This window comes from Streptomyces sp. NPDC001410, assembly GCF_042895235.1.
Lineage (GTDB): Bacteria > Actinomycetota > Actinomycetes > Streptomycetales > Streptomycetaceae > Streptomyces.
This window is the reverse complement of the sequence record NZ_JBIAWE010000002.1, coordinates 296,615-316,925: the sequence shown is the minus strand read 5'-3', so window position 1 is coordinate 316,925 and position 20,311 is coordinate 296,615. Positions and strand designations below refer to the sequence as shown.

16 protein-coding genes and 1 pseudogene are annotated in these 20,311 nt (G+C 71.1%); 9 read left to right on the top strand and 8 right to left on the bottom strand.

What is annotated here, in order from left to right; all coding sequences use genetic code 11:
* Positions 1-185: 185 nt before the first annotated feature.
* The 6 genes and pseudogenes from ACFY3C_RS04960 to ACFY3C_RS04935 all read left to right on the top strand — a co-directional run.
* Positions 186-1,277: pseudogene (locus ACFY3C_RS04960) on the top strand (RNA-guided endonuclease InsQ/TnpB family protein); the annotation flags it as partial.
* Between the two features lie 95 nt (positions 1,278-1,372).
* Complete coding sequence (locus ACFY3C_RS04955; protein ID WP_390769715.1) at positions 1,373-3,667, top strand: ArnT family glycosyltransferase; 2,295 nt, start codon at positions 1,373-1,375, stop codon at positions 3,665-3,667.
* A 643-nt stretch (positions 3,668-4,310) separates the two neighbouring features.
* Complete coding sequence (locus ACFY3C_RS04950) at positions 4,311-4,664, top strand: peptidase inhibitor family I36 protein (protein WP_390769714.1); 354 nt, start codon at positions 4,311-4,313, stop codon at positions 4,662-4,664.
* 39 nt (positions 4,665-4,703) lie between these two features.
* Positions 4,704-5,216, top strand: a complete 513-nt coding sequence (locus ACFY3C_RS04945; RefSeq protein WP_390769713.1) for a hypothetical protein — start codon at positions 4,704-4,706, stop codon at positions 5,214-5,216.
* Positions 5,217-5,322: 106 nt separating this feature from the next.
* A complete protein-coding gene (locus tag ACFY3C_RS04940) occupies positions 5,323-6,672 on the top strand; it encodes a VanZ family protein (RefSeq protein WP_390769712.1) in 1,350 nt (449 codons plus the stop codon).
* An 8-nt stretch (positions 6,673-6,680) separates the two neighbouring features.
* Positions 6,681-7,124 carry a DUF6210 family protein gene (locus ACFY3C_RS04935; protein WP_390769711.1) on the top strand — a complete coding sequence of 148 codons (444 nt, stop codon included), beginning with the start codon at positions 6,681-6,683 and terminating at the stop codon, positions 7,122-7,124.
* 12 nt (positions 7,125-7,136) lie between these two features.
* Here the strand turns inward: ACFY3C_RS04935 and ACFY3C_RS04930 are convergent, their stop codons facing one another.
* Genes ACFY3C_RS04930 through ACFY3C_RS04920 form a run of 3 tightly spaced genes read right to left on the bottom strand, consistent with a single transcriptional unit; the run spans position 7,137 to position 11,316 of the window.
* Positions 7,137-8,822, bottom strand: coding sequence for a thiamine pyrophosphate-binding protein (locus tag ACFY3C_RS04930; protein ID WP_390769710.1), 1,686 nt, complete (start codon positions 8,820-8,822; stop codon positions 7,137-7,139).
* 5 nt (positions 8,823-8,827) lie between these two features.
* Positions 8,828-9,799 carry an agmatinase gene (gene speB / locus ACFY3C_RS04925; protein ID WP_067314783.1) on the bottom strand — a complete coding sequence of 324 codons (972 nt, stop codon included), beginning with the start codon at positions 9,797-9,799 and terminating at the stop codon, positions 8,828-8,830.
* A 56-nt stretch (positions 9,800-9,855) separates the two neighbouring features.
* Positions 9,856-11,316, bottom strand: a complete 1,461-nt coding sequence (locus tag ACFY3C_RS04920; protein WP_390769709.1) for a sodium:solute symporter — start codon at positions 11,314-11,316, stop codon at positions 9,856-9,858.
* A gap of 195 nt (positions 11,317-11,511) precedes the next feature.
* Here ACFY3C_RS04920 and ACFY3C_RS04915 point away from each other — a divergent pair, with 195 nt between their 5' ends.
* Positions 11,512-13,434, top strand: a complete 1,923-nt coding sequence (locus tag ACFY3C_RS04915) for a PucR family transcriptional regulator ligand-binding domain-containing protein (protein ID WP_390769933.1) — start codon at positions 11,512-11,514, stop codon at positions 13,432-13,434.
* A 67-nt stretch (positions 13,435-13,501) separates the two neighbouring features.
* Complete coding sequence (locus tag ACFY3C_RS04910) at positions 13,502-14,290, top strand: phosphatase (protein WP_390769708.1); 789 nt, start codon at positions 13,502-13,504, stop codon at positions 14,288-14,290.
* Between the two features lie 73 nt (positions 14,291-14,363).
* On the opposite strand, the gene ACFY3C_RS04905 is transcribed toward ACFY3C_RS04910, so the two are convergent.
* The 5 genes from ACFY3C_RS04905 to ACFY3C_RS04885 all read right to left on the bottom strand — a co-directional run bounded on the left by ACFY3C_RS04905 (position 14,364) and on the right by ACFY3C_RS04885 (position 18,598).
* Entirely contained in the window at positions 14,364-14,726 is a 363-nt protein-coding gene (locus ACFY3C_RS04905) for a hypothetical protein (protein WP_390769707.1), read from the bottom strand.
* 453 nt (positions 14,727-15,179) lie between these two features.
* Positions 15,180-16,046 carry an acyl-CoA thioesterase II gene (tesB, locus tag ACFY3C_RS04900; protein WP_390769706.1) on the bottom strand — a complete coding sequence of 289 codons (867 nt, stop codon included), beginning with the start codon at positions 16,044-16,046 and terminating at the stop codon, positions 15,180-15,182.
* A 35-nt stretch (positions 16,047-16,081) separates the two neighbouring features.
* Positions 16,082-17,239: an acyl-CoA dehydrogenase family protein gene (locus tag ACFY3C_RS04895; protein WP_386580136.1), complete on the bottom strand. Its 1,158-nt coding sequence runs from the start codon at positions 17,237-17,239 to the stop codon at positions 16,082-16,084.
* A gap of 116 nt (positions 17,240-17,355) precedes the next feature.
* Entirely contained in the window at positions 17,356-17,931 is a 576-nt protein-coding gene (locus tag ACFY3C_RS04890) for a Uma2 family endonuclease (RefSeq protein ID WP_390769932.1), read from the bottom strand.
* 61 nt (positions 17,932-17,992) lie between these two features.
* Positions 17,993-18,598: a TetR/AcrR family transcriptional regulator gene (locus ACFY3C_RS04885; protein ID WP_390769705.1), complete on the bottom strand. Its 606-nt coding sequence runs from the start codon at positions 18,596-18,598 to the stop codon at positions 17,993-17,995.
* 96 nt (positions 18,599-18,694) lie between these two features.
* On the opposite strand from ACFY3C_RS04885, the gene ACFY3C_RS04880 reads away from it, so the two are divergent.
* A complete protein-coding gene (locus tag ACFY3C_RS04880) occupies positions 18,695-20,311 on the top strand; it encodes a carboxyl transferase domain-containing protein (RefSeq protein ID WP_386580140.1) in 1,617 nt (538 codons plus the stop codon).

Here is a 20,311-nt window from a genome sequence, read left to right as displayed (position 1 = left end):
GACGCAGAGCGTTACGCATCCGGCCTCCTGGGGTACGGAGCGCCCTCAATACCGCCGGCGGAGCCGGGTGGAAGCGAACGCGTGTGCACGCGTTCGCTGGTCGTGGTGACTGTGACGTGATGAGGGCGCGGGTGTACGCGTATCGCACATACGGTCTCTTCAAGGAAGCCGGATAGGCGGTCGGGGCGCAGTCCACGGCCGTGCACGCGCACAACAAGGCGCACCCCGAGGACAAGCTGATGTGCGGCCCGGCCCAGCTCGACAAGATGCTGACCGAGGCCCGCGAGCGTACGCCGTGGCTGCGCGAAGGCGGCTCGGTGCCACAGCAGCAGATCATCCGGGACTTCGGCAAGTCGCGCGCGAAGGCGCAGAAGGACATCAAGGAGCGCCTGTCCCTCAAGCAGCGGGCCGGGACGCCCGGGTGGAAGAAGAAGCGTGAGGCCGACCCGACGCTGAACTACACCAAGCGCGGCTTCCGTCTCAAGGACGGCCGCCTGCACCTCGCGGGCGGCATCGTTCTGACCGTCGTATGGTCCCGGGACCTGCCCGCCAACCCGTCCAGCGTGCGCTTGTACCGGGACAGCCTCGGTCACTGGTACGCATCGTTCGTCGTGCCCACCGAAGTCCAGCCGCTCCCCGAGACGGGCGCGATGATCGGTGTGGACTGGGGCGTGAAGGAGATCGCGACCACCACCTCGGACGCCCACGACCTCTCCCATCCCCAGCACGGCCGGAAGGCCCGGCAGAAACTGTCGCGGTACGACCGGATGATGGCCCGCCGCAAACCCGCGAAGGGACAGGCGGCCTCGGAGGGCTACCGCGAGGCCAAGAAACTGCGAGCGAAGGCGTACAAGAAGGTGGCCCGGCAGCGGCAGGACACCGCCCGAAAGTGGGCCAAGCGCGTCGTGAACGACCACGACGCCATCGCGGTCGAGGACTTCCGCCCCAAGTTCCTCGCCAGGACGACCATGGCCCGCAAGGCCACCGACGCGGCGATCGGTGCCACAAAGCAGGCACTGTTGGAGATGGGCCGCAAGCACGGGCGGGACGTCCGCCTCGTACACCCTGCGCACACCACCATGAACTGCGCATCGTGCGGAGCGAGAACCAAGCACGCACTTCCTCTTTCGGAACGCACCTACACCTGCACCACGTGCGGAGGCGTGTCCCCCAGGGACAAGAACTCCGCCCGTGTGATGCTCGTCCGGGCTGGTCTGAACCCGGCTGGTGTCGAGGGCGTAAGACCTCCTGGAGCGCTGCTCCGGGAGGCAGCCTGAGCCAGGAATCCCCTCCCTTCAGGGAGGGGAGCATTCAAAGGAAGCAGCAAGGTGCGGCACAGCGCTCACCCACCCCCGCTCGGCACGATGCGGCCGTGACCTCAGCCACCGATCCCCTCGCCCATCCGACGACCGTGACCGCCGAACCGCCGCCCGAGGCCGCGGCTGCGGCCGCCGCGCCGCGCTGGTCGCTGCCCGCCCTGATCGCGATCATGATCCTGGCGGCGGTGCTCTACTCCTGGAACCTCTCCGGCTCCAGCCTCAACAGCTTCTACAGCGCGGCCGTGCTCAGCGGTACGCAGAGCTGGAAGGCGTGGTTCTTCGGCTCGCTGGACGCGGGCAACTTCCTCACCGTCGACAAACCACCGCTCGCCCTCATGGTCATGGGCCTGTCCTGCCGCCTCTTCGGCTTCGGCACCTGGCAGATGATGGCGCCGTTGATCGTGGCCGCGCTGGCGACGATCTGGATCCTGCACACGTCCGTGAAGCGGGTGTGGGGGCACGGGGCGGCCGCACTGGCCGCGCTGGTCCTGGCGTTGACGCCCATCACCGTGGCCATCAACCGGGACAACAACCCCGACACGCTGCTGGTCCTGCTGATGGTCGGCGGCGCGGCCCTGGCCCTGCGCGCGGTGACGGGCGGCCGCCTGCTGCCGCTGCTCGGCTCGGCGGTCTGCTTCGGACTCGCCTTCAACACCAAGATGCTGCAGGGCTACATCGCGCTGCCCGCGGTCTTCGCGGTGTACCTGTACGCGACCCGGCTCCCGCTGGTGAAGCGGATCTTCAACCTGCTGCTCGCAAGTGTGGCCCTGGCGGTTTCCAGCTTCTGGTGGGCGGCGGCGGTCTCCCTCGTCCCGGCCTCCGAGCGCCCCTACATCGGCGGCTCGACGGACGGCACGGCCTGGAACCTGATCACGGGCTACAACGGCCTCGGCCGGGTCCTCGGCGGCGAGGGCAACGGCGGAGGCGGGGGCGGCGGAGGCGGCGGCTTCTCCGGCTCCGCGGGCCTGGGCCGGATGTTCAACGACATCCTCGGCGGGCAGATCTCCTGGCTGCTGCCCTTCTGTGCGATCGCGCTCGTCGCCGGCCTGATCCTGTGCGGCCGCGTCCCGCGCACCGACCTCACCCGCGCCGCGCTGGTGCTGTGGGGCGGCTGGACCGTGCTGCACTTCCTGACCTTCAGCATGGCCGAGGGCACCATGCACCCGTACTACACGACCGCGCTCGCGCCCGGCATCGCTGCGCTGTGCGGGGGCGGCGGCGTGATGCTGCTGCGCGCGTTCCGGGGCGACGGGCGGTGGGCCTGGGTGCTCCCGGTCGCGCTCGGCGTCACGGCCGTCTGGGCGATCGTGCTGCTGCGCCGGGCCTCCGGCTGGAACACCTGGCTGTGGCCGGTGATCGGTGTGGTCATGGCGGCGGCGATCGTGGGCCTGCTCCTCTTCCGGAGCGGCAACCGGGCGCGGCTGCTCGCGGCTTCCCTCGCCGCGGCGGTCGTCGCGGCGGTGGCCGGTCCGGCGGCGTACGCCTGGTCGGTGCCGACGGGGTCGGGCGGTGGCCGCATGGGCGGTACGAACCCGACGGCGGGGCCGTCGACGGGGAGCGGCTTCGGTGGTGGGCCGGACGGCAACGGGGGCGGCCCCGGCAACGGCGAGCTGCCGGGCGGCGCCCAGCAGGGCGGCCAGAACGGCCGGGCGAGCAGCCGCTTCCCGGGCGGCGGCGAGATGATGCCCGGCGGCGGGAACGGCGAGATGCCCGGCGCCCCGAGCGGGCAGAACGACCAGAGTGGCCAGAGCGGCCAGGCTCCTGGGGGCAACGGCCAGCTGGGCGGCACCCCGCCGGGCGGCACCGGTACGAACGGCGGCACGGCCGAGGGCGGCACCCAGCAGGGCGAACTGCCCGGCGGGAGCGGCGGCTTCGGCGGTGGCGGCATGGGCGGCGGGCCCGGCGGCGGCATGGACGGGGCCGACAGCGAGCTGATCTCGTACCTGAAGAAGCACCAGGACGGCGCCAAGTGGCTGCTCGCGGTGTCCAACTCGCAGAGCGCCGCGCAGATCGAGCTGAGCAGCAATGTGCCGGTCATCTCCATGTGGGGCTTCACCGGCACCGACAACGCGATGACCGTCGCCAAGCTCAAGGAGCTGGTGAAGAAGGGCGAGCTGCACTACGTCCAGGTCGGCGGCGGTGGCATGGGCGGCGGGCCCGGCGGGGGCAGCAGCCTCAGCTCCGAGGTGACGTCGTGGGTGAAGAAGCACGGTACGGCGGTGGAGGAGAGCGCCTACAGCAAGAGCACGACATCGAAGTCGTCGTCCTCCGGCTCCTCGTCATCCAACTCCGCGTCCTCGAAGTCCTCCTCGCAGAGCGACCAGTCGACGCTCTACCGCCTGGACTGAAACGGAAAACCGTACAGGCGGATGTAAAGTCCTGAGAGGCAAGGACTGGATCCTTCCGCGCCGTATGGGATTTCGGCGCCGACCGGCCAGTGCTTGTCAGCGCGGTGAGTGGTCCAGCCCCGGGGCCCACCGGAGCTGGACCGCAATGCATGCGCTGGGTGGGTCCGGCCGGCCAACTCCCGGTCGGACCTCGCCTATTCCTACGGCGATGGTCCCCGGTCCGTCCCGCACCCCTCATCGCCCGCTATTTGGCGAGCGCCTGCACACACACCGCGACAAGGGGGGCGAGCGGCGTGAGGATCGCGACCGTGACCCGCACCCACAGGGGTAACGGAACCTCTTCGCGCCCTTCCGGCCTGCGCCTGCTCCTTGCCATTCCGGCACTCCTCTCGCCGTAGTCTCCCGCGACTGCGGGAACCGACCCGAACCGGGCCGGAACACGAGACGACGAGCGGTGCGCCGGTCGACGCCGAGCATACTGCCGTCCTGCCGACGACCGGTTGCAGTTGTACTAGTTCTATTTGTTCGCCCACACCAGTGATGTCGATCTTGGGCCCGGGCGTGTCCCCGTTCCAGGACAGGAGCATGGCGGCAGCTCGGCACGACCGCCGAGGTATCCCAACTCCCTTGTCTGGAGAGGCTCGTGAAGTTTCGCTCCTGGTCCCTGGCCGCCGCTCTCGCCCTGACCGCCCTCCTCCTGCCCGCCCAGAGCGCCACGGCCCAGGCCGCCGCGCCCTCCTGTCCCGACGGCTCGGTGTGCTTCTGGAGCGGAGAGGGCTTCGGCGGGGACTACTGGGAGTGGACGGCCCGCAGCGGCTACCGCGACATGCCGCCCAACCTCCATGACAACGTGGGCTCCTTCGTCGCCTCCACCCGCGCCTGTTTCATCAACTGGGACCCGACCGAGAAGCGGGACGTCTTCAACGGCGACTGGCGCTCCCAGTACTCCGGCGACTTCGGCGGCCGCATCGACGGGGTGGGTCCGGGCGCCTGCTGACCTCGGGCGGCCGCGGACCGGCATGGCATGCTGATCCGCATGACTGAAGTCCCGGACGGCCGTTGGTCCTTCGAAACGGCGCGCGAGCCTGCCCGGTTCGGGGCCGCTCAGGTCGACGGCATTCCCGGAACGGAACACGCCGTGCACTCAGGCGGGACGCTGTGCGGGATTCCGAAGCAGCGGATCGTCCGTTACCGGCATATCTTCGTCGCCCGCGGCCCCCGCGCGTGCCCGGAGTGCCGTCGGCAGGTGGCGGCGGCCCTGCCGCGGCCGTCCACGCAGGAACGGCTGCACGACCGGGTCCTGGCGGCCGCCGCGGGAAGCATCCGTGACGAGCTGCTCGACGGCGCGGAAGCCATCGCCCAGGCGCTCGGCGCCGCCGAGCCGGTCGGCCTGGCCCAGGTCGACGACGGCTCCTGGCGGTTCACCGTCGTCCTGCCGCACGACGGTGGCCGTCCGGTCGTCGCCCGAGGAACACGGCCTCAGCCCACTCCCCGGCCGCTCGCCCTGCCCCTTCGTCCAGGTGCCTCGGCGTCAACTTCCGCAAGGTAGGGTCGATTTCGAAAGTTTGGTCAATTTGACGCCCGAGACCCTGACCAGGTCGTCGGAGCGTGCGCCACCGGCGAGACCGGAGGTGCTTCACGGGGGAAAGAGCAAGTTGTTCGAAGCTGTCTTCGGCGACGACATGGGGTTTCTGGCCGGACTCACCGTCGTCGCCGCTGTCATGGGGCTGGCCGTGTGGGCGGTGGCCCGTCGCCGCGAAGTGGATCACGCGGTCTGGTGGCTGCCGCTGGCGTTCTGTCTGACCGGTGTCCTCGGCGTCACGCTCGCGTTGCGTGGTGGCGAGGCGGGACGGGCCGAGTGTGTGATCAACCATGCGATCACCGAGCCGCTGTACACCACACAGGGTCTGTGGAACCTGGCGATGTTCGTCCCGCTGGGCCTGTTCGGTGTCCTGGCGCTGCGGCGTCCGCTTCCCGTGCTCGTCGGTGTCCTCGCGTTGCCCTGTCTCATCGAACTCGCCCAGGCGCTCGCCCCGTTCGTGAGCGGTATCTGCGACAGCGCCGACGTGGAGATGAACGCCGGTGGCGGCGTCCTCGGCGTGGCTGCCGGGCTGGTGCTGCTGCGGGGCCGGGTCGCGTGGCGTGCGTGGGCCAAGCCCACGCTGATCGTGGCGCTGGTGTGCGCCGTGGCCGGGCCGGTCGTCTTCCAGACCGCGATCACCGCGAACCACGTGGACGGTTCCGGCGTGCGTGACGCACACGGCGACGAGCGGGAGACCGCCGAGCGCGTCATACGTCAGGCCTTCGGCGACCGGTACCACCTCGGCGATGTGCGCGTCAGCCCTGGCGTCGACGGCTACAACGGCTGGATGTCCATACAGATCGCCGACGCGTTCCCCGCGGAGCTGATGTGGCCCGGCGGCCGCCGGCTGACCGTGAGCTTCGAGGACTCCGAGCCCCCGACACCGGCGAGCTTCCCCGTCCCCGGCGCCGGCACGCCCCACGACGCCCAGGACGCGTACGGCATCGCCCGCTCCTACATGAAGGCCCACTACCCCTGGGCCGGTGCGGCCTCCTTCCACGAGACGCAACCGGTCGGCAGGAAGGCCGAGTTCGGGTGGCGCACGTCATGGCGGTTCAAGGAGCGCGGGGTGGCGATGCCGCGCAGCCTCGACGTGCAGATCAACCGCTCCGGCCGCGTCTCCCAGATGCTGGTCGACTTCGGCCCCGAGCACCTGGACCTTCCGGCCCGGCTGCTCTCGGCGAAGCAGGCCGAGGAGATCGCCACCAAGGAGCAGAAGAAGAGCGGCACCGACCTCGGCAACCTGAAGATCCACGCCGACGAGCTGAGGACCGAACGTGCCAAGGGCTGGCAGGGCCCCTGGCGCGTGGTGTGGTCCGTGACCGTCGACGACACCCACTGCAAGCCCGACAAGAACGGCGACGGCTGCGGCTCGCTGAACACGGTCCTCGACGCCGCCACCGGAGAGGTCTACGACGAGTGAGGCGCCCTGTGGCTGACGTGGACGACGACCGGCGGCACATCTTCCTCGACCCGGACGGCTCCGGCACGGACCAGGGCTGGGCGTTCCTCATCGTGGCGGCAAAGACCGGGGTGGTCTACGAGGTGCAGGGAGGCGGGGTCGGCTGCGTCCAGTACGCGCAGGAGGGCTACCTGATCCCCCTCTTCGGGCGGGGCCTCGACGAGGAGCTGAAGGAGATCTTCGTCGGCGAGCTGAAGGGGCAGGGCGCCAGGCAGCTGGACTGGCCGGTGGAGTTGCTCGACCGGCTCAGGGGCGCGGTCGCCTTCCATGTCTACGGCTCCGCCAACCGGGACGACCTGTTCCCCACCCCGCTGGCCCTCGACGAGACCCGCCTCGCCGAGGTCGACGAGGCGTGGGTCCCGGTCGTGACGCCCGACGGCCCCGGGGTGCTGGTCTGGGAGAACTCCGACTAGGCCGCAGGCGCCCTAGCCCAGATGGGTCGGTGCGAACATCCGCAGTACGGCGGGGAGTACGACGACCGAGGGGCCGGGGGATGTGAGTGCCTTCGTCAGGTCCGCCTCCAGGGTCTCCGGGGTCGTGCGGACCCCGGGGACGCCGAAGGACTCGGCGAGGGCGACGTAGTCGGGGCGGGTGAGTTCCGTGGCCGTTGCCGCGCCGAACGCGTCCGTCATGTACTCGCGGAGGATGCCGTAGCCGCCGTCGTCGACGATCAGCCAGGTCACGGGGAGGTCGTACTGCCTCGCCGTGGCCAGCTCGGCGATCGAGTACAGGGCTCCGCCGTCGCCCGAGACCGCCAGGACCGGGCGGCTGGGGTCCGCGGCGGCCGCGCCCAGCGCCGCCGGGAAGCCGTAGCCGAGGCCGCCGGCGCCCTGTGCGGAGTGCATGGTGTTCGCGCCCTCGGGGTCGAAGGCCGACCAGGCCCAGTAGGCCAGGATCGTCATGTCCCAGAAGGACGGGGAGTCGGCGGGGAGGGCGCGCCGGACCGATGCCAACACGTCCTGTTCCAGGGTCAGTTCCTGGGCGGCGATGCGGGCCGTGACCCGGGAGAGCACCTCGCGTACGCGCTGCGGCGCCGACTCGTCCGTGCGCTCCTCCACCGTCTCCAGCAGGGCCTGAAGGGCCAGGCGGGCGTCCGCGTGGATGCCGAGGGCCGGGTGGTTGGACTCCAGCTTGCCGAGGTCCGCCTCGATCTGGACGACCCGGCCCCGGGGCTTGAACGTGTGGTAGTTCGAGGAGAGTTCACCGAGGCCCGAGCCGACCACCAGGAGGACGTCCGCGTCCTCCAGGAAGTCCGTCGTGTGGCGGTCCTCCAGCCAGGACTGGAGGGACAGGGGGTGGTTCCAGGGGAAGGCGCCCTTGCCGCCGAACGTGGTGACCACCGGGGCGTCCAGCTTCTCCGCCAGCGCCTTCAGCTTCCCCGAGGCGTCCGAGCGTACGACTCCGCCGCCCGCGATGATCGCCGGGCGGGCGGCACGGGACAGCAGGTCCGCGGCCACCGCGGTCAGTTCGGGGCGCGGGACCAGGTCCTCCGGGGTCGCGTCCATCGCCGTCACCACCGGCAGGGCGGTCTCGGCGAGCAGCACGTCCTGCGGGATCTCCACCCACACCGGACCGGGCGGGGCCGTCAGCGCCGACTGCCAGGCCGCCGCGATGGCCGAGGGGATCTGGGACTGGGTGCGGACCGTGTGGACCGACTTCACCACGCCCCGGAACGAGGCCGCCTGGTCGGGGAGTTCGTGCAGGTAGCCGTGGCGGCCGCCGCCCAGGCCCGGCGTCGGGATCTGGCTGCTGATCGCCAGGACGGGGGCGGAGGCGGCGGCGGCCTCCTGCAGCGCGGCCAGAGAGGTCAGCGCCCCCGGGCCGGTCGAGAGCAGCAGCGGGGCCGCCTCGCCGGTGATGCGGCCGTACGCGTCCGCCGCGAAGCCCGCGTTGTTCTCCACCCGCAGGCCCACGTAGCGCAGGGACGAGCGGCGCAGGGCGTCGAACATGCCCAGCGCGTGCTGGCCGGGCAGCCCGAAGACCGTCGTCGCGCCGAGCCCGGCCAGCGTTTCCATGACCAGGTCTCCGCCGTTGCGCCCGGGGGGCGGGTTCAGAGCGGTCGAGATCTGTGCCGCCGTCGGGCGGAGTACCAGGTCGTGGTCGTGAGTCACTGCGCTTACGCGTCCTTCCGGGCCGCCGCGATCTGGCGGCTCATGATGGTGGTCAGTTCGTACGCCGTGTGGGAGGCCGCCACCGACGTGATCTCCGCGTGGTCGTACGCGGGGGCCACCTCGACGACGTCCGCCGACACCAGGTTGCACGACGCAAGACCGCGCAGGATCTCCAGCAGCTCGCGGGAGGTCATGCCGCCCGCCTCCGGGGTGCCGGTGCCGGGCGCGTGGGCCGGGTCCAGGCAGTCGATGTCGATGGAGATGTACAGCGGGCGGTCGCCGATGCGCTGGCGCAGCTGGTCGGCGACCTCGTCGGCGCCGCGGCGGTAGATGTCCGCGGAGGTGACGATGCCGAAGCCCATCTTCTCGTCGTCCGTGAGGTCCTGCTTGCCGTACAGCGGGCCGCGGGTGCCGACGTGGGAGAGGGCGGAGGTGTCGAGGATGCCCTCCTCGACGGCGCGACGGAACGGGGTGCCGTGGGTGTACTCGGCTCCGAAGTAGGTGTCCCAGGTGTCGAGGTGGGCGTCGAAGTGGAGCAGGGCCACCGGGCCGTGCTTCTTCGCGACCGAGCGGAGCAGGGGCAGGGCGATGGTGTGGTCGCCGCCCAGGGTCATCAGGCGGGCGCCGGTGCCGAGCAGCTCGTCCGCGGCGGCCTCGATGGTGTCGACGGCCTCGTTGATGTTGAACGGGTTGACGGCGATGTCGCCGCCGTCCGCGACCTGGGCGAGGGCGAAGGGGGAGGCGTCCTGCGCCGGGTTGTAGGGGCGCAGCAGCCGGGACGCCTCGCGGATGGCGTTGCCGCCGAAGCGGGCGCCCGGCCGGTACGAGACGCCGGAGTCGAACGGCACGCCCACGACGGCGACGTCGGCGGTGCCGACCTCGTCGAGGCGGGGCAGCCGGGCGAAGGTCGCGGGACCCGCGTACCGCGGGATGCGGGAGGAGTCGACGGGGCCGCGGGGCGTCTCGTTGCTGCTCATAGTGAAATGCCTTCCTTCTTGCGCTTCGTCGCGCATGTACTGCTTTCCATATGACTCTACTGGTGAGCCGGGACCGGTTCGGACACGAGTTCGGGGGACCGTCCCGCGAGGCGCTCGCGCCAGGTGGTGAGGACGGCCTCGTCGGTGGGCCTGGTCGCCAGGGAGACGGCGACGTAGGCGGCGAGGGAGGCGAGCAGGCCGTAGTAGACGGGCTCGTTGGCGAGGATGCCGTAGCCCGCCATCAGGCCGATCACGGCGAGGCCGCCGACGATCACGGAGGCCAGCGCCCCCTGCACGGTGCCGCGCTTCCACAGCAGGCCGCCGAGGATCGGGACGAGCAGGCCGCCGACCAGGAGGTTGTAGGCGACCGTCAGGGCCTCGACGACGTTGTTGAGCGCGATCGCGGTGCCGATCACCGCGACGCCCATGATCAGGATGAAGGCGCGGTTGCCCTTGACCTCGTCGTGCGCGTCGCCGTCGCGGCGCACCGCGCCGCGCAGCCGGGACCAGATGTCGTTGTTGGCGACCGTGGCGCAGGCGATCAGGGCGCCGGAGGACGTGGACATCACGGCGGCGAGGGCGGCGGCCAGCACCAGGCCGCGCACGCCGACGGGCAGCTCCTCCTTGACGATGGTCGCGAAGGCGTCGTCGGGGCTGCCGAGCTTGGGGTAGAGGACCTTGGCGGCCGTACCGATGACGGCGCCGGCGAGGGCGTAGGCCAGACAGTAGGTTCCGGCCACCGTGCCGCCCCACTTGGCGGTCCTGTCGCTGCGCGCCGTGAACACGCGCTGCCAGATGTCCTGGCCGATCAGCATGCCGAAGGTGTAGATCAGCACGTATGTGAAGATCGTCTCGCCGCCGATGCCCAGCGGGTCGAAGTACGAGGTGGGCAGCTTGGCCTTCATCTCGGAGAAGCCGCCGGCCTTGACCACCGCGATGGGCAGGAGCAGGAGCAGCACGCCGATGGTCTTGACGACGAACTGCACCATGTCGGTCAGCGTGATGGACCACATGCCGCCGAGCGTGGAGTAGGCGACGACGATCGAGCCGCCGAGAACGATCGCGACCGTGCGGTTCATGTCGAAGAGCACGTCGAAGATCGTGGCGTAGGCGATGGTCGAGGTGACGGCGAGCATCAGGGTGTACGCCCACATGACCACACCGGAGATGACACCGGCACGGCCGCCGTAGCGCAGGTCCAGCATCTCGGAGACGGTGTAGACCTTCAGGCGGGCGATGCGGGCGGAGAAGAAGACCGACAGGGCCAGCAGGCCGAGGCCGATGGTGAAGACCATCCAGGCGCCGGAGAGGCCGTACTGGTAGCCGAGGCCGACGCCGCCGATGGTGGACGCGCCGCCGAGGACGATCGCGGCCATGGTGCCGGAGTACATGGCGGGCCCGAGGCGACGCCCGGCCACCAGGAACTCGCTCTTGGACTTGGCGCGGCGCATGCCCCACCAGCCCATGGCCAGCATGCCGGCCAAATAGACGACGATCACTGTGTAGTCAACGGCCATGTGGGGCCCTCCTTTGCGCACTGTCAGTGGCGTGTCGTGCAGATACATGGGGGGTGGAGGTGCCGGCAGCGGATCGCGGGGACATCCGCCCGTACCCGCGGCTGCCGTGCGGACTTGACACTAGGTGGCCGGAAGGCGACTGCGAAGTGTACGTTTCATCCATACGAACGGGGCGGGATGGAGGAAATGCACACCATGCCGGAGGCGATCACCCCAGCCGTCCCACCGACCCCACCGGTACCGCTCTCGGCCCTGCTGGCCCGCGAGGATCTCGCGCTGCGCCAGATCGCGGGGCCCTCGGACCCGGACATCGTGATCCACTGGGCGCACACCTCGGAGATGGCCGACCCGTACCCGTACCTGCTCGGCGGCGAGCTGCTGCTCACGGCCGGGGTGCACATCCCGGAGGCGGCGGGTTCGGGGACTTACTTCGACGACTACGTCTCGCGGATCGTGGCCGCGGGCGGGGCGGCCCTCGGCTTCGGCCTGGCGCCCGTGCACGACACGGTCCCGCGCGCCCTGGTCCACGCCTGCGACGCCTACGACCTCCCGCTCCTGGAGGTCCCGCCGCAGACGACCTTCTCCGGTGTCGCCCGCGCGGTCTGGCAGCTGATGGCACAGGCGCGCCTGGCCGAGCTGCGCCGGGTCACGGAGGCCCAGCAGAGCCTCGCGGCCGCCGCCTCCCGCCCCGACCCGGTCCCCTCGGTCCTGCGCCAGCTGGCCGGCCGCCTGAGCGGTCACGCGATCCTCTACGGCCCCGACGACACCGAGATAGCGGCGGCGGGCCGGGAGCCGGCGCAGGGAGCCCGCGAGGCCCTTGCGGCACTGGCCGGGGTCGTACGCCCACCGAGCGCCCGCGAGCCGGTGCAGCTCCCTGGGGCGGCCGCGGGTTCGGCGGGCCCCGGCACCAGCGGCCCGACCGGCGCGGCGGGCGGCGGCGCCGGCAGGTCAGCCGGCCCCGGCACGACCGCCCCGGCAGGCGGCAGCGCCAGCACGGCGGCCGACCGCCGCACGAGCGGCGGGGCGCAGGCGGCGAGCACCGGCACCAGCGGCACGACCGGCGCGGCAGGCGGGGGCATCGGCAGGTCAGCCGACCACAGCACGACCGACCCGGCAGGCGGCAGCGCCGACTGGGCGGCCGGCCGCCGTATCAGTGGCGGGCCGGACGCCGAGGCACCCACGGGCTCCCGCCCATCTGCAGGCCGGCACCCCGTCGGCCGCCCCACCGCCTCGCCGTCCGCCACCGCCTCGCCCTCCGCCACCGACCCGGCAGCGGCCCGACCGGCCACCGCCATTGCCGCCCGCCCGATCCCCACCTCCGCCACCGACACCCACGGCGACACCCACCTCGCCGCCTACGCGCTCGGCGCCGGGGAAGGGTTCGTGCTCGGTGTGGCCAGTTCGCGCCGGGAACCCGGGGACCACACCATCGCCTCCGTCGCCTCCGTGCTGCTCTCCCTGCTCACCGGCGAGCACCACAGCGGTGCCGGTGCCGCCCGGTCCTCCGCGCTCGTACGGCTGTTGCTCGGCTCGGCGCCGGAGGAGGTGGCGCCGCTCGTGGGAGAAGGGCGGTGGGTCGTCGTGCACGCCCGGCCGGAGACCCAGGCGCCCGATGCCGTGGCCGCCTCCGCGCTGGGGGCCGCGCTGGGGTCGCCGCTGGTCGACCTCGCCCGGGACGTCGTACGGGTGCTGGTGCCCGCCGAGCGCGAACCGGTCCCGCAGCCGGGCTGGACCCTCGGGGTCAGCGCGGCCGCCGGCCCGCGGGAGTGGCCGGCCGCCGACACCCAGGCGGCCCGCGCCCTGGCCCGCGCCCGCGCCACCCGCAGCCCGCTGGTCCGGCACGGCGCCCGGCCGGGCCTGGAGGACCTGGTGCCCCGGGCGGACGCCGAGGCCCACGCCCGGGCCCTGCTCGCCCCGCTCGCCGCACAGCCCGCGCTCGCCGAGACCCTGCGCTCCTGGCTTTCCCTGCACGGCAGTTGGGACCGTACGGCGGTGGCGCTCGACGTGCACCGCAACACCGTGCGGCAGCGGATCACCCGCTGCGCGGCCCTGCTTGAGGCCGACCTGGACGACCCGGACGTACGGATGGAGCTGTGGTTCGCGCTGCGCCAGGGGTGAGTGAGCCACGTCCCAGGGTGCGATATGACGAGGACGCGCCCCGTCCGCTGCCCTCACAATGGGAGGCATGCCGATATCCGGGACACCCAGCCGCGCCCAGCTCGTCGACCACCTGGTGAGGACCCGTATCGCGGGGGACGTCGCCACACCCCGCGAGAACAACCTCTCCCACTACCGCAAGCTGGCCAACGGCGACCGCCACTACTGGTTCGGTCTGGAGCTGGGCGACCGCTGGTCGGACGAGCAGGACGTGCTCGCGGTCATGGCCGAACGGGTGGGCGTCAACGACGATCCCGAGCACCGGTACGGGCAGGACACCATCGACCCCGAGCTGACCCTGGACGCCCTGGAGCGCCTCGCACTCCGGCTGCGCAAGGCGGCGGACGGGCAGCAGCGGGTGCTGTTCGCGACCGGCCACCCGGGCGGTCTGCTGGACGTGCACCGGGCCACGGCCGCCGCGCTGCGTGCCGCCGGCTGCGAGATCGTGGTCATCCCGGACGGGCTGCAGACGGAGGAGGGGTACGTCATGCAGTTCGCGGACGTGGCCGTCCTGGAGCACGGTGCGACGCTGTGGCACACGCACTCCGGTGAGCCGATGCGGGCCATCCTGACCGGACTTGAGCGCGAGGGGCGTCCGCTGCCGGACCTGGTGGTCGCCGACCACGGCTGGGCCGGGTACGCCGGACAGCACGGCGTCGACTCCGTGGGGTACGCCGACTGCAACGACCCCGCGCTGTTCCTCGCCGAGTCCGAGGGCACCGTCCAGGTGGCGGTGCCGCTCGACGACCATGTGGTGAGCCCGCGCTACTACGACCCGATGACGGCGTATCTGCTGGCGGAGGCGGGCCTGGCATAAGGCGCCCACAGGCGCCCCGCGCATGATGTGCGGCCCTGTCGGAAGGACCGCACACCACTCTCAGTTCGTCGGATCACTTACCTCCGTGGCCTCCTCCACCGTGGCCGCCATTGCCGCCGTGGCCACCATTGCCGCCGTGGTCACCACCGTTGTCACCGTGGTCACCACCGCCATGGTCGCCACCGTAGCCGCCGTGGTCGCCGTTGTCGTAGCCGCCGTGGTCGCCGCCATAGCCGCCATGGTCGCCGTGGTCGCCGTTGTCGCAGTTGTCGTCGTTCCACCAGCCGTGGTCGTCACAGTTGTTGCTGTAGGAACCGTGGTCGTTGTGGGACGAGCCCGCGAAGGCGGTGCCCGCCGTGCCGATGGCGGCTCCGCCGGCCAGCAGCACCCCGGCTGCGGACATCGCGACAAGACGCCTCGTGCGCTGTGATCGCATGGGATATACCTTCCATCTCCATCGTCTCTCGCGGCTCCCGAGGAGGGGAGGCGCGAGGTGATGGCCGACGCCGCGATAAGGGGGAAGAGAAGATGCGGCGCGGTCTTCAGATGTCACCTGTCACCGCAGTGTGTTGAGCGGCACGGCGTATGCCAACGATGTCGACACCTGCGGCCACCCGTGGCCACCCGTGCGCGGTCGCGCCATCGGGCTCCGCGGCTGAGGTCCGTCGGGTACGGGGCCTCGTCGGCCGGGCCAACCGTGCGCTGCGGCTTTCACTCAAAGAGCCTAGTACCCCATGCGTCACTCGTCATTTCGAGCGACCATCTGTTTCCCGGGCTCCGGGAGGGCCCCCCGGACGCACCCGTCCCCCGGCCGGGCACGCCGCCGACATCCGGATCGTCAACTCCGTTGCGCCCCGCATGCGTTCAGCCTTCAACAGCTGCGCGCGGGTCATCGCGGGACGCGGACCACGCCCTCCTGGATGACGGAGATGGCGAGCTGCCCGTCCTGGGTGTAGATACGGGCCTGGCCGAGGCCCCGGCCGCCGTGCGCGGACGTCGATTCCTGGTCGTACAGCAGCCATTCGTCGGCGCGGAAGGGCCGGTGGAACCACATCGCGTGGTCCAGGGACGCCCCGACGACGTCCCCGACGGCCCAGCCGCCGCGCCCGTGCGCGAGCAGCACCGCGTCGAGGAGGGTCATGTCGGACACGTAGGTGGCGAGGACGACATGGAGCAGGGGGTCGTCGTCGAGCTTGCCGTTGGCCCGGAACCACACCTGGCTGTGCGGCTCGCGCGGCTCGCCGAACTTCCCGTACGGCGGCTCGTCCACGTAGCGCAGGTCGATCGCCTCGCGGGCCTCGATGAACTTCTCCACGACCGCCGGGTCCAGGTGGTCGTAGCCGCGCAGCCGCTCCTGGGAGGTGGGCAGGGTCTCCGGGTCCGGGGCGGGCGGCATGGGGGCCTGGTGGTCGAGGCCCTCCTCGTACGTCTGGAAGGACGCCGAGAGGTGGAAGATCGGCTTGCCGTGCTGGACGGCCACCACGCGGCGGGTCGTGAACGACCGGCCGTCGCGGATGCGGTCGACGCTGTAGACGATCGGCGCGCCGGGGTCTCCCGGACGCAGGAAGTACGCGTGCAGGGAGTGGGCGAGCCGGTCGGCGGGGACCGTCCGCCCGGCGGCGACCAGCGCCTGCGCCGCGACCTGCCCGCCGAAGACGCGCGGGACGACGGCGGAGCGGGACTGGCCGCGGAAGATGTCCTCCTCGAGCTGCTCGAGGTCGAGCAGCTCAAGGAGGTTCTGGAGTGCCTGGCTCATGGCGTTAGTTGTACCGGCCAGTGATTGCGGTGACCTTACAGACCCATGTCCTTGGCGATGATCGTCTTCATGATCTCGCTGGTGCCGCCGTAGATGCGGTTGACGCGGTTGTCCGCGTACAGGCGGGCGATCGGGTACTCGTTCATGAAGCCGTAGCCGCCGTGCAGCTGGAGGCAGCGGTCGATGACGCGGTGGGCGACCTCGGTGCAGAAGAGCTTCGCGGAGGCGGCCTCGGCGGGGGTCAGCTCGCCGGCGTCCAGGGCCTCCGTGGCGCGGTCGGCGACGGCCTCGGCGGCGTCCACCTCGGCCTGGCAGGCGGCCAGCTCGAACTTGGTGTTCTGGAAGGCGGCGACGGGCTGGCCGAAGACGACACGGTCCTGCACGTACTGCTTGGCGAACCGGACGGCGGCCTTGGCCTGCGCGTAGGCGCCGAAGGCGATGCCCCAGCGCTCGGAGGCGAGGTTGTGGCCGAGGTAGTAGAAGCCCTTGTTCTCCTCGCCGAGGAGGTCCTCGACGGGGATCTTGACGTCGACGAACGCCAGCTCGGCGGTGTCGGAGGTCTTCAGGCCGAGCTTGTCGAGCTTGCGGCCGACCGAGTAGCCCTCGGCCTTGGTGTCCACGACGAAGAGGGAGATGCCGTGGCGGCGGTCCTCGGCGGTGGGCGCGGCGGTGCGGGCGCAGACGATCATGCGGTCGGCGTGCACGCCACCCGTGATGAAGGTCTTGGCGCCGTTCAGCACGTAGTGCGTGCCGTCTTCCGACAGCTTGGCGGTGGTCTTCATGCCCGCGAGGTCGGAGCCGGTGCCCGGCTCGGTCATCGCGATGGCCCACATCTCCTCGCCGGAGACGAACTTGGGCAGGTAGCGCTTCTTCTGCTCGTCGGTGGCGAGCAGCTTGATGTAGGGCAGGCCGAGCAGCACGTGCACGCCGGAGCCGCCGAAGGAGATGCCCGCGCGGGCGGTCTCCTCGTAGATGACGGCCTCGAACTTGTACGAGTCGATGCCCGCGCCGCCGAACTCCTCGTCGACCCGGATACCGAAGACGCCCAGCTCGGCGAGCTTGTAGTAGAAGTCGCGCGGGGCCTGGCCTGCGGCGAACCACTCGTCGTAAACGGGCACGACCTCGGCCTCGATGAAGGCGCGGATGGTCTCCCGGAACGCCTCGTGATCCTCGTTGAACACCGTACGGCGCACGCCGCCACCTCCAGGTACCTGTCTAAGCGCTTGCTCAGACCCAAAGATACCGGCGAGTACGTTGCGGCGTCCAGAGTGAGCTTGCCCACCCGCTCGGCGCGGGTGGGCGGGCAGCGTCAGTTCCCGGCCTTGCCGTACCGGCGAAAGGCGGAGGTGTCCACGGTCCAAGGGCCGAACGGCACCGAGTCACCGAAGATGTAGGGCTCCTTGCGTGTGTAGCGGCCCTTGCACGGGTCGGAGTGCACTTCGATCGTGCCGGTGCGCGGGTCGACGATCAGGTAGCGAGCGATGCCCATGGCCGGGTAGTCGGAGAGCTTCTCGATGTAGTCGTTGTTCGGGTTGGACGGCGAGACGATCTCAATGACCGCCAGCACCTCCGTCGCGTCGACGGCGGCGCCCTCCTCGTCGAGGACCCAGTCAGGGATGACGACCGCATCAGGTCGGCGCATACGACCAATCTCCGGGTGCTCGATCTCGGGACCGTTCTCGCAGACGTAGCCGGGGTGGGTGGTAGGGAGCTGCGCGTTGAGTTGATTACGGATGCGGCTGACCGTGCCCTCATGACGCTTCGAAGGGCACATCATGGCCAGTATCGGACCCGACGGCCCGATCTCGACGCTCCAAGCCCCTTCGAGCTGCTCTGCGTAAGCACCGAGTTCCTCGGCAATCGCGCGCATCTTCGCGTAGTCCATGCCCATGGCCTCAGAGTACTGAGGCTCACCCCTGCCGGCAGGCCCATCGGCCCGCACGGGCTCAGTCCCCGGTTGCACCCGCCGCCGCGAACGCCCCCCGCGCCATCCGGTGCAGCAGCTCCGCGGTGGCCCCCCGGCCGGGCAGGGTACCGGCGCGGCCGAGGTGGGGGGTGGAGTTCAGCAGGCCGAAGACCGAGTGGACCGCCGAGCGGGCGGTGGGCTCGGTCAGGGCGGGGTAGACCTCGCGGACCACCTCGACCCACAGCTCCACGTACTGCCGCTGCAGCTGCCGCACCAGCTTGCGGTCGCTGTCGCGCAGGCGGTCCAGCTCGCGGTCGTGCAGGGTGATCAGCGGACGGTCGTCCAGGGCGAAGTCGATGTGACCCTCGATGAGGGAGTCCAGGACGGCGCCGGGGCCGGTGTGGCCGTCGGACTCCGCCAGGCGCCGCTTCGCCCCGGTCAGCAGCTGGCCGCTGATGCCCACCAGCAGCTCCGCGAGCATCGCGTCCTTGCCCGGGAAGTGCCGGTACAGACCGGGGCCGCTGATGCCGACCGCGGCGCCTATCTCGTCGACGCCGACACCGTGGAAGCCGCGCTCGGCGAAGAGCCGGGCAGCCTCCTTGAGGATCTGCTCGCGACGGGTGGGGGCGTCGGTTCTGGTGACCATGCAAGCAATTCTAGACAGCGAGGTTAGCGGTCGTTAACCTGAAGGAAATGGTTAACGCTCATTAACAGTACGACCACTGGGTGAGGGGACCGCAGGATGCAGGAGGCACCGGAGCTGACGAGCGCGGCAGATCCCGCGTCGGAGGCCTGGCGGGCCAATGAACAAGCCCATCTCGCACTCGTCGACGAGCTGCGCGCCAAGCTGGGCGCCGCGGCTCTCGGCGGCGGCGAGAAGGCCCGCGCCCGGCACACCGCGCGCGGCAAGCTGCTGCCGAGGGACCGGGTGGACACACTGCTCGACCCCGGGTCGCCCTTCCTGGAGCTGGCCCCCCTGGCGGCCGACGGGATGTACGACGGGCAGGCACCGGCCGCCGGCGTGATCGCCGGGATCGGGCGGGTCAGCGGCCGCGAGTGCGTGATCGTCGCCAACGACGCCACCGTCAAGGGCGGCACGTACTACCCGATGACGGTGAAGAAGCATCTGCGGGCGCAGGAGGTCGCCCTGGAGAACCGGCTGCCCTGCCTGTACCTGGTCGACTCCGGGGGCGCCTTCCTGCCCATGCAGGACGAGGTCTTCCCCGACCGGGAGCACTTCGGGCGGATCTTCTACAACCAGGCGCGGATGTCCGGCGCCGGGATCCCGCAGATCGCCGCGGTCCTCGGGTCGTGCACGGCCGGCGGCGCGTACGTCCCTGCCATGAGCGACGAGGCCGTGATCGTCCGCAACCAGGGCACGATCTTCCTGGGCGGCCCGCCCCTGGTGAAGGCGGCCACCGGCGAGGTCGTCACCGCGGAGGAGCTGGGCGGCGGCGAGGTCCACTCCCGGATCTCCGGCGTCACCGACCACCTCGCCGAGGACGACGCGCACGCCCTGCGCATCGTGCGCAACATCGTCGCCACCCTGCCCGCCCGGCAGTCCCTCCCCTGGGAGGTCACGCCGGTCGCGGAGCCCAAGGTGGACCCGTACGGGCTCTACGGCGCGGTCCCGGTGGACTCCCGCACCCCCTACGACGTACGCGAGATCATCGCGCGCGTGGTGGACGGCTCCCGCTTCGCCGAGTTCAAGGCCGAGTTCGGGCAGACCCTGATCACCGGGTTCGCCCGGATCCACGGCCACCCGGTCGGGATCGTCGCCAACAACGGCATCCTGTTCTCCGAGTCCGCCCAGAAGGGCGCGCACTTCATCGAGCTGTGCGACCAGCGCGGCATCCCGCTGGTGTTCCTGCAGAACATCTCCGGCTTCATGGTCGGCAGGGACTACGAGGCGGGTGGCATCGCCAAGCACGGCGCCAAGATGGTGACGGCCGTGGCGTGCACCAGGGTCCCCAAGCTGACCGTCGTGGTCGGCGGCTCCTACGGCGCGGGCAACTACTCGATGTGCGGCCGGGCCTACTCCCCCCGCTTCCTGTGGATGTGGCCCAACGCCAAGATCTCCGTGATGGGCGGCGAGCAGGCCGCCTCCGTCCTCGCCACCGTCAAGCGCGACCAGCTGGAGGCGCGCGGCGAGGACTGGCCGGCCGAGGACGAAGAGGCCTTCAAGGCGCCGATCCGCCGGCAGTACGAGCACCAGGGCAACGCCTACTACGCCACCGCCCGGCTCTGGGACGACGGCGTGATCGACCCGCTGGAAACCCGTCAGGTGCTGGGACTCGCCCTGACGGCCTGTGCCAACGCGCCCCTGGGTGACCCCCAGTTCGGCGTCTTCCGGATGTGA

Bases quoted from the DNA above. Each gene is read 5' to 3' on its own strand.
- ACFY3C_RS04945 (WP_390769713.1), top strand. From the start codon at position 4,704: ATGACTGAAGTCCCGGACGGCCGTTGGTCCTTCGAAACGGCGCGCGAG.
- speB (WP_067314783.1), bottom strand. From the start codon at position 9,799: ATGAGCAGCAACGAGACGCCCCGCGGCCCCGTCGACTCCTCCCGCATC.
- ACFY3C_RS04920 (WP_390769709.1), bottom strand. From the start codon at position 11,316: ATGGCCGTTGACTACACAGTGATCGTCGTCTATTTGGCCGGCATGCTG.
- ACFY3C_RS04915 (WP_390769933.1), top strand. From the start codon at position 11,512: ATGCCGGAGGCGATCACCCCAGCCGTCCCACCGACCCCACCGGTACCG.
- ACFY3C_RS04910 (WP_390769708.1), top strand. From the start codon at position 13,502: ATGCCGATATCCGGGACACCCAGCCGCGCCCAGCTCGTCGACCACCTG.
- ACFY3C_RS04905 (WP_390769707.1), bottom strand. From the start codon at position 14,726: ATGCGATCACAGCGCACGAGGCGTCTTGTCGCGATGTCCGCAGCCGGG.
- tesB (WP_390769706.1), bottom strand. From the start codon at position 16,046: ATGAGCCAGGCACTCCAGAACCTCCTTGAGCTGCTCGACCTCGAGCAG.
- ACFY3C_RS04890 (WP_390769932.1), bottom strand. From the start codon at position 17,931: ATGGACTACGCGAAGATGCGCGCGATTGCCGAGGAACTCGGTGCTTAC.
- ACFY3C_RS04885 (WP_390769705.1), bottom strand. From the start codon at position 18,598: ATGGTCACCAGAACCGACGCCCCCACCCGTCGCGAGCAGATCCTCAAG.
- ACFY3C_RS04880 (WP_386580140.1), top strand. From the start codon at position 18,695: ATGCAGGAGGCACCGGAGCTGACGAGCGCGGCAGATCCCGCGTCGGAG.